This is a genomic window from Opacimonas viscosa (assembly GCF_024199005.1).
GTDB classification, from domain to species: domain Bacteria; phylum Pseudomonadota; class Gammaproteobacteria; order Enterobacterales; family Alteromonadaceae; genus Opacimonas; species Opacimonas viscosa.
Map to the genome: position 1 here is coordinate 1 of NZ_JANATA010000167.1, position 266 is coordinate 266.

The 266-nt window shown below is 49.2% G+C and carries 1 protein-coding gene; it reads left to right on the plus strand.

The genetic code is table 11. The features are described 5' to 3' along the window. Positions 1-266: ATP-binding cassette domain-containing protein (locus NLF92_RS13140; RefSeq protein ID WP_254102666.1), on the plus strand; the 266-nt coding region annotated here is incomplete at both ends.

Here is a 266-nt window from a genome sequence, read left to right on the forward strand (position 1 = left end):
TGTTGCCGTTGTCTATGTGGGTTGGCAAGGCGGGTAGGACGCTCTCTGGGGGAGAGCGTAAGCGACTAGCCTTAGCGCGCGCTATTTTATCTCACGCAAAAGTGTTGCTTGTTGATGAACCCTTCGAGGGCTTGGATGTGACTACTCAGCATAAAGTGTGTGAGGTATTAAATCGCTACGCTACCAACCATCTCATCCTAGTTGCTTCTCACGTTACGCCAAGCGCGTTAAATGTATCATCAACACTATCACTAGGTGAAGGGAGT